Origin of the sequence: Pseudoalteromonas sp. C12FD-1 (assembly GCF_037414265.1) — a bacterium.
Lineage (GTDB): Bacteria > Pseudomonadota > Gammaproteobacteria > Enterobacterales > Alteromonadaceae > Pseudoalteromonas.
This window is the reverse complement of record NZ_JBBEVD010000015.1, coordinates 1-772: the sequence shown is the minus strand read 5'-3', so window position 1 is coordinate 772 and position 772 is coordinate 1. Positions and strand designations below refer to the sequence as shown.

Here is a 772-nt window from a genome sequence, read left to right as displayed (position 1 = left end):
CCAATGGCCATCCGTGCCAACAGTGGTAGTGATGGTTTGTACAGCGCCGTCGCTGTCGGTCACGGTGAGTGTGACTGTGCCACCAATTTCGTTACTGGTGCCTTGCAAGGTCGGGGTTAAGTCGTTTACATCGCCTACATTTTGTATCGTAAGCGTGGGCGCTTGCGTGTCGATAGTGCTGGTTTCACTCACAGTGGTTTCGTGGCCTACGCTGTCGCGTACGCTCACTTCAATGGTGCTCTCGCCTTCACTGAGTGGTGTGCTTGGTGTGGCACTCCACTCGCCGTTTGCATCAACAAGGGCGGTAATGGTTTGTGGGTTGCCGTCACTGTCGGTCACCACAATCGTGACTTGTGCCCCTTCGCCTGCATCGCTTGTGCCGCTAATAGCTGGCGTGTTGCTATTGCTTTGTGCGTCAACCTCAACAGTCAGCGTTGGTGGTGTGTTATCAAAATCATCTGAGCTGATTGTGCGTGTATTACCCGCAGCATCGGTGGCTGTGGCAATCACAGAGCCGACGTCCAGTAGTGATACATCAAGCCCCACTAAAGACCAATTACCATTAGCGTCGGTTGTGGTGGTGTAAGTGACACCAACCCCGCCGCCAATAAGTTGCTCGGTGATGGTGATTTCACTGCCTGCTGGCAGGTCAGAGGTACCACTTAGGGTAACCAATAAACCAAGCTCAAAGGTCGGTGTAAAGGCAAGGATTGGTGGCGTTACATCCACTTCACCGTTGTCTGTGCCTGTGCCGGTGTTACCTGCTGCATCG

Annotated in this window: 1 protein-coding gene; it reads right to left on the bottom strand. The window is 53.5% G+C overall.

The genetic code is table 11. The features are described 5' to 3' along the window. Window positions 1-772, bottom strand: a 772-nt coding sequence (locus WDB87_RS00070; RefSeq protein WP_337848640.1) for an Ig-like domain-containing protein, incomplete at both ends; no start/stop codon positions are given.